Source organism: Protofrankia coriariae (assembly GCF_001017755.1).
Lineage (GTDB): Bacteria > Actinomycetota > Actinomycetes > Frankiales > Frankiaceae > Protofrankia > Protofrankia coriariae.
The window spans coordinates 1-6,739 of record NZ_JWIO01000057.1 but is presented as its reverse complement, the minus strand read 5'-3'; the positions used below and the strand labels follow the sequence as shown (position 1 = coordinate 6,739).

The 6,739-nt window shown below is 74.0% G+C and carries 6 protein-coding genes and 1 pseudogene; 4 read left to right on the top strand and 3 right to left on the bottom strand.

Annotated features, from left to right (window positions below; genetic code table 11):
• Positions 1-146 precede the first annotated feature (146 nt).
• Genes FrCorBMG51_RS22235 through FrCorBMG51_RS22225 form a run of 3 tightly spaced genes read left to right on the top strand, consistent with a single transcriptional unit; the run spans position 147 to position 2,322 of the window.
• Positions 147-827, top strand: coding sequence for a glycosyltransferase family 2 protein (locus tag FrCorBMG51_RS22235; RefSeq protein WP_047224969.1), 681 nt, complete (start codon positions 147-149; stop codon positions 825-827).
• Positions 824-1,573, top strand: coding sequence for a TIGR04282 family arsenosugar biosynthesis glycosyltransferase (locus FrCorBMG51_RS22230; protein ID WP_083731351.1), 750 nt, complete (start codon positions 824-826; stop codon positions 1,571-1,573). The genes FrCorBMG51_RS22235 and FrCorBMG51_RS22230 overlap by 4 nt, the downstream gene beginning before the upstream one ends.
• A 29-nt stretch (positions 1,574-1,602) precedes the next feature.
• Complete coding sequence (locus FrCorBMG51_RS22225) at positions 1,603-2,322, top strand: class I SAM-dependent methyltransferase (protein WP_235433815.1); 720 nt, start codon at positions 1,603-1,605, stop codon at positions 2,320-2,322.
• 144 nt (positions 2,323-2,466) lie between these two features.
• Here FrCorBMG51_RS22225 and FrCorBMG51_RS22220 read toward each other — a convergent pair whose 3' ends face one another.
• Together FrCorBMG51_RS22220 and FrCorBMG51_RS32075 are read right to left on the bottom strand one after the other, a co-directional pair.
• The gene (locus tag FrCorBMG51_RS22220) at positions 2,467-2,919 is read right to left on the bottom strand and encodes a hypothetical protein (RefSeq protein ID WP_052914942.1); all 453 of its coding nucleotides are present in this window, start codon (positions 2,917-2,919) and stop codon (positions 2,467-2,469) included.
• Entirely contained in the window at positions 2,916-3,428 is a 513-nt protein-coding gene (locus tag FrCorBMG51_RS32075) for a molybdopterin-dependent oxidoreductase (RefSeq protein WP_235433814.1), read from the bottom strand. The genes FrCorBMG51_RS22220 and FrCorBMG51_RS32075 overlap by 4 nt, the downstream gene beginning before the upstream one ends.
• Before the next feature lie 813 nt (positions 3,429-4,241).
• On the opposite strand from FrCorBMG51_RS32075, the gene FrCorBMG51_RS22210 reads away from it, so the two are divergent.
• The gene (locus tag FrCorBMG51_RS22210) at positions 4,242-5,861 is read left to right on the top strand and encodes a glycosyltransferase 87 family protein (RefSeq protein ID WP_086055624.1); all 1,620 of its coding nucleotides are present in this window, start codon (positions 4,242-4,244) and stop codon (positions 5,859-5,861) included.
• A gap of 187 nt (positions 5,862-6,048) precedes the next feature.
• Here the strand turns inward: FrCorBMG51_RS22210 and FrCorBMG51_RS27535 are convergent.
• Positions 6,049-6,715: pseudogene (locus FrCorBMG51_RS27535) on the bottom strand (hypothetical protein); the annotation flags it as partial.
• Positions 6,716-6,739 lie beyond the last annotated feature (24 nt).

Genomic DNA, 6,739 nt, shown 5'->3' with positions numbered 1-6,739 from the left:
CCGGCAGCCGCCGCGGGCGGCGCTGGAACCGGCCGTCACCGATTCGTAAGAAGCTCCGCGCAGACCGCGGCGAGTCGGCCGCCGGGCAGCGGATTTCCTTGTTTGGTAAGGGTCGGTGCGTACAGGTCGTCACTAGAGTGCCGATCATGATCACGCAATGTGACCCGACGCAGGCGTCGGTGGATGTCGTCCTGCCCTGCCTCGACGAAGCCGAGGCACTGCCCTGGGTCCTGGACCGACTGCCGCCCGGCTACCGTGCCGTGGTCGCGGACAACGGCTCCCGCGACGGGTCGGCCCGCGTTGCCCGCGAGCGGGGCGCCGTGGTCGTCGACGTGCCGCGGCGTGGCTACGGTGCGGCGGTCCGGGGCGGTCTGCTGGCGGCGGGCGCCGAGGTGGTCTGCGTCTGCGACGCCGACGGGTCGCTGGACCCCGCGCAGCTCCCCGGCCTCGTCGCCGAGCTGACGGCCGGGCGCGCCGACCTCGTTCTGGGCCGGCGGCGGCCGACCTCCCCGCGAGCCTGGCCGCCGCATGCGCGGCTGGGCAACGCGGTCGTCGCCCAGCGGCTGCGCCGCCGTGGCGTCCCGGTCCACGACCTCGGCCCGATGCGGGCCGCGCGGCGCGAGGCGCTGCTGGGCCTTCCGATCGCCGACGGGCGCTTCGGTTACCCCCTGGAGCTGCTGCTGCGTGCCGGACAGGCCGGCTGGCGCATCATCGAGACGGATGTCGACTACCGGCCGCGGGTCGGGCGGTCGAAGGTGACCGGGACGCCGCTGGGCACGGCACGGGCGGTGCGGGACATGACCGCAGCCCTGGCGAGGCTGCGATGACCGCGCAGCGGCCCCCGGCGCAGGTCCCCGGGGAGCGGACACCCGTGGCGCCGGTCCCGGTGGGGCCGGTCCCCGCGGTGACGCTGCTGGTGGTGGCGAAGGAGCCGGTTCCCGGACGGGTCAAGACCCGGCTGACACCACCGTTCACTCCCGAGCAGGCCGCCGCGCTGGCCGAGGCGGCCCTCGCGGACACCCTGGACGCGGTCAGCCGTCTCGCCGGGCGCACCGGCGCCGGCATGGTCCGGCCCGTGCTCGTGCTCGACGGTGCCCCCGGCCCCTGGCTGCGGGTGCCGGTCGAGACGGTCCCGCAGGCTTCGGGCCCGTTCGACGTCCGCCTGGCCGCCGCCTTCGACACCGCTGCCGGCAGCCCCGCGCTCCTGATCGGGATGGACACCCCACAGCTGACCTCAAACCTGCTCGCGGACGCCTGCCGGCAGCTGGCCAGCGCGGACGCGGTGTTCGGCCCCGCCGCCGACGGCGGATGGTGGGCGCTGGGCCTGCGTCGCGCCGACGGCCGCCTGCTGCACGGGATCGCGACCTCGCGGCCTGACACCGGGGCCCGCCAGCTTGACCGGCTGGTCCGGGCCGGCCTGCGGGTCGCGCCGCTGCCCGTGCTGAGGGACGTCGACACCGCGGCCGATGCGGAGGCTGCGGCACGCCTTGCCCCGCACGGCCGCTTCGCCGGTGCTCTCCAGGCGATCCGGGCCAGCGAGGCCGGCGAGGACTGTTCGCGGGTCGCGAGATGACGGCGGCGGCGCGCTCCGCGCGGAACACCGTGGGCGACGACGGACCCACGCAGGCGCGTCCCCCGGCCGCTGCCCCAGTCCGGGCCCCAGCCGCTGCCGCTGCCGAGGGCGGCGCTGGCAGTCCGCCGACCGCCCTGTATGAGGCGGCGCTGCGCTCCACGGACGGCCGGTTGTGGGTACGCCACGCCGACGGTCGGCGGGCGCCGTTGCCGGTGCTCACCTGGCGCGGTGGGCTGGCCCCGGGTGACGCCTCCCTGCTGCGGCGGTGTGCCGGCCCCACCCTCGACGTCGGCTGCGGTCCCGGCCGGCTGGCGGCCTTTCTCGCGCGGCGCGGTGTGCCCGTGCTCGGCATAGACGTGGCGCCTTTCGCCGTCCGCCTCGCCCGCCGGGCGGGCGCGCCCGCGCTGTGCCGTGACGTCTTCGGCCCGCTGCCGGGAGAGGGACGCTGGTCGACACTGTTGCTGGCCGACGGCAACATCGGCATCGGGGGTGACCCGGGCCTGCTGCTCGGCCGCGCCGCCGAGCTGCTCGCCCGGGAGGGCCGGGTCCTGGTCGAGCTCGGCACCGACCCGGAGCCGGGCCGCGGGCCCGTCCGCCTGGAGGGGCCGGACGGCCGGGTGTCGCGGCCGTTTCCCTGGGCGTTCGTCGGGCCCGGGGAGATCACCCGGCACGCCGCGGCCGCCGGCCTGGAGGTCGTGGCGACCTGGGACAGCGAGCGCCGTCGCTTCGCGGCCCTGGCCTGGCGGTGAACTGGCCTGGCGGTGAACACCCGGTCGTCCGCCCGTTCCCCGCCAGGCATCCCTCTCCGCAGCCCGCGTCACCGGGGTGCCACCGGGGTCGGTTCTGTCACAGGGAGGAGCTCTGCCGACATGCCTCCGGGGTGGGCCCTGCCGTTAGGTCGGGCCCTGCGTGGGTCCCTGGCGCCGCCGCGCCTGGACCGCCCGGACGGCGAGTACGACTCCGGCGCCGGCCCACACGGCGCCGAGAACGATCGCCAGGTTCCGCCCGTAGGGCAGCGGGTTGACCGTCGGGTTGCCCGGCGAACCGCCGTAGCCGCGCCACAGCGGCAGGCTGGCGAGGGCGACGGCCCCGCTGACCAGGAACGCACCCTGGACCACCGCCCGGTAGGGGGGGCGTACGAACCGGGTCAGCGCGATCCCCACCAGGGCCGTGACCGGGACGGCGACGAGGTCATGCACCAGCAGCGCACCGATCAGCCAGCGGGCGGCCTGCGGCGGGTGCGTGGCGCGGCTGGTCGTGAACAGCCCTGCCACGCCGTAGCCGAGCGCCGCGAGCCCGGCGGCCGCGAGCGCGCCGCGCAGGACGCGCAGCGGGGTCGGTCTCACAGCATCACCACCCGGTGCACCCACTTCGTCTGCAGGACACCCGGCCGGTTGGGTGCGATGAGCCGTGCCGGATACCCGTGGTCGATGTCCAGGTCGGCCCCGTTCAGCCCGGTGGCCAGCAGTGTCAGTGGATCCCGGGCGTGCGGCGGGGCGACCTCGCTCGACCGGTAGCCGCCACGGGTCTCGAGCGACTCGACGCGCACCGTCGCGCCAGGCGGTATGCCCGCCGCGTCGAGCAGATCCCGCAGGCGCGGGCCGCGCCAGGTGGCGTCGGCGGCCCACCCCTCCACGCACGTGATCGGCAGTCGCGCCGTGTGCTCCTCGAGGGCCCGCAGCTCGTCGAGGCCGAGGGCGAACGGGCGCGGCCCGACGATCTCGAGCCGGTAGCCCAGATCACGAGCGAGCGCGACGACCCCCGCCGCGACCGCGGTCCGGTTGACCGGCAGCCGCTGCGGGCCGACATCCGGCCGCCGGGGTGCGAGCAGATCGAGCCGCGCGAGCCAGGGCACGGACTGGCCGGCGCTGGTCAGCGTGATGACCCCGGCCGCGGTCCCGACGGCGATCCCCAGGCCGCGCCGGGACAGCCCACCGTCCGGCGGCCGCGGCGCGTCCCGCCNNNNCGTCCCGCCGGCCGGTCGGGTCCGCGCCCCCGACCCGGCCGGTGCCCAGGTTCGCCCGCACCACCGTGGCCTTCGCGGCGAGGTGCACCAGCAGCGCGCCGACCGTGATCCAGGCGACCCAGTAGTGGGTGACGGTGAAGAAGAACCGGAACCGGTACCACTGGGCGATGTTCGCGACGCCGGTGGCCAGCTGGAAGAGGGATCCCGCGACGAGCGGCACGATCGTGAGCCGCTCCAGCGCGTGGGCCGCCGAACGCACCGGCGGCCACTGCCACAGCCGGGGGTACACCGTCCACAGCTTCGCCAGCAGCAGCGGAATGGACGCCAGCCCGGTGGCGACGTGCAGGCCCTGGGTGAGCCGGTAGAGCCAGACCGGGCGGGCGGGCCAGACCAGCCAGCCCGGCGGGTGCTGCATGAAGTGCGAGACCAGCCCCGTCAGGAAGCACACGGCGAACGCGATCCCGAGCCAGCTGCCGAGCAGCGCGGCGAGACGCGGTTCGTGCAGCCGGCTGGGGAAGGCACCCGCACGCAGTGGGCCACGCCGCAGGACCTCGGGGGGAGACGGGAGTCGCCGCGTCAGCACGCGCATGTCCGCACCGTAGGTGCCGCCGGCCGGCCCGCGGGCGGCGCGAAGCCTTACGAAACGGAGAAGCCCGGCCCCGGCGCTGTCCTGCCAGCCGGAACAGCCGCCAGGCTGACCGCATGCCGAGCACCTCCGCCGTAACCGACGCCCGGGCCGCCTCCACCGAGCCGGACAGCCCGGCTGCGCGGCTCCCCGGGTGGCGGACGGCGGCGCTCGCCGGCGCCGCCATCGGGCTCGCGGGCCTGCTCGCCACCCAGCGGGCGGTGCTGCGCCAGCCCGGCTACCTGGTCAGCACCCCGGCGCTGCTGTACCTGGTCATGCTGTGGTGGGCGCTCGGGCTGGCGACGGCCACCCTGCTGGTGCTCGCCGCTCCCCGCCGGCTGGCCATGGCCCTGCTGCTCGTCGCCGTCATCCTGATCCACGCGGTGGCTCTCACGAGCGGCCCGCGGCTCTCCGACGACCTGTACCGCTACGCCTGGGACGGCCGGGTGCAGGCCACCGGCATCGACCCCTACCGCTACGGGCCGCTAGCGCCAGAGCTCACCGCCGTCCGGGACGACTGGCTGTTCCCCAACTCGGCCGGGTGCACCGCCGACGACCCGCAGCCACACTGCACCCGGCTGAACTACCCTCGGGCACACACCATCTACCCGCCGGTCGCGCAGGCCTACTTCACGGCGGTGCAGCTCCTGCCCGGGCCGCCACGCGAGCACCGGCTCCAGCTCTGGGCGTCGCTCCTCTCGCTGGCCCTGGTCGGCCTCCTCATGCGGATGCTGGTCCGGCGCGGGCGGGATCCGCGCCACGCGGCCTTCTACGCTTTGACGCCGCTGGCAGGCCTGGACGTCGGCTCCGACGCACATGTGGACGTCCTCGGCGCTCTGCTCGTGCTCGGCGCCCTGGCACTGCTTACTCATGGCCGCCGGCCCCCTGCGGGCGAGTCGCCCTCCCTGTCCCCGTGCGTGTCCCCGTCCGTGGCCCGGGGGGCATCGTCCCCCGTCCTGTCGGTGCGGCGGGCGTGGCTGGCCGGCGGCCTGCTCGGGGCGGCCGTGGCGGTCAAGCTCTATCCGGTGCTGGTACTCGCGGCGATGGTGGGGCGACGCCGCGCCTGCCGGCCCGTCGCCTTGGCGGGCGCGGCCGCTGCGGTGGTCGTACTGGCCTATCTCCCGCACGTGCTGGCGGTGGGGACAGGTGTGCTCGGTTTCCTTCCGGAGTATCTGCGCGTCGAAGGCTACGACCAGGGCAGCCGATTCCTTCTGCTCGCGGGTCTAGGCGTGCACGGCACTGCCGCGAAGGCCGTCGCGGCAGCGCTGCTCGCCGCAGTCACGGCCGCAGTGCTACGGACCGATCCCGACCGGGTTCCCGTGGAGAGGGGCGCACTGTGGCTTGTCGGCGCCGCGTTCCTGACTGCCACTCCCGCGCAACCCTGGTACGGGGTACTGGTGGCGGCTCTCGCGGTCCTCGCCGGCCGACCGGAATGGCTGGCCGTGGCCGCGGCCGCGCATCCCCTCTATATCTCCCTGTTCACTGATCTGCCCGGCGACGCCTGGACACTGCGGGTCGGCTCCTACGCCATCGCCGCGGCGATCGTGTTTGCCGCGGGTCTCGCCCGCCGCGTCCCGCGGGCGAGCTCCAGCGCCCGCCATCCACAGCGCCGACAGCCTAGAGCACCCATGAATCCCGGTCGGCCACAGCCAGCGGAGCTGCTCCGCCTACTCCCGATCCGTAGAGATCGGGAGTAGGCGATCATCCGGAGGCTCGCGACCGCTCGGCACCGGCACGGACGATGTACTTCGCCTCCATGACAGAACGGGATCTTGAAGCGCTGGCGGCGAGAGGTGAACATCTCACTCGAGCCCTCATAGGACACTACTGCCCCGCTCCTGGATGTTGAATTCGGCCGCCGCGGGATTCCCGTGTCCTCGTCGATCACCGGCCTCGGGGAGACTCGCCATCCACGGGCCCGGTGATGCCTTCGATCCTGGTGTGGGTGTCGCTGCGCAGTTCTGCGACGAGCCTGCGAGCGGTGGGCGCACCGACGTGGAGACGTTTCCGCAACGTTTCCGCCGAGATTGGACGCTGGCTATTCTGCCAATGGAGCACATCTTCAGCGCGTGCCCGGTGGAGCAGGTCTTGCTCGCGCGCTTTTTTGTCAATCCGACGCTGGCCTCCGTCATCGCCGGCGCCGGCTCTGATTCTCGGGGATGAAGTCTCCGGTGGGTCCGATGTCCTCGTCCATAGGCGATACTGGCGACAGTGTACTGCTCGGTTTTTCTTCCTGAATGTGCTGGACGGATTCGAGCTCATCCTTGGACTGTCTCGTGTGGGGTTGCTCCGGCACAGGGGACGTAGCCCTGGGGGCTTCCGGCTGCACGAATACCTCGTCTGCTGCGGGTAGGCCATTTCCGGATGTAGGCTGGGCCGTCTTGGGCTCGGTGGCCTTCATTGCTTGGAGCAGGCCCGGCCCGACCTCGGCCCAGCCGATCAGGAGAAGCGGTCCAACGGCGTCGAAGGCTGCCCGGCCGTAGTTCTGTTCGATGAGTGGTTCGGCGACATTCAGCGCCAGCGTGACGAAGCCTGCGAACACGAGCAGGCGCCACGGTAGATGTCAAGTCAAATG

Bases quoted from the DNA above. Each gene is read 5' to 3' on its own strand.
- FrCorBMG51_RS22230 (WP_083731351.1), top strand. From the start codon at position 824: ATGACCGCGCAGCGGCCCCCGGCGCAGGTCCCCGGGGAGCGGACACCC.
- FrCorBMG51_RS22235 (WP_047224969.1), top strand. From the start codon at position 147: ATGATCACGCAATGTGACCCGACGCAGGCGTCGGTGGATGTCGTCCTG.
- FrCorBMG51_RS22210 (WP_086055624.1), top strand. From the start codon at position 4,242: ATGCCGAGCACCTCCGCCGTAACCGACGCCCGGGCCGCCTCCACCGAG.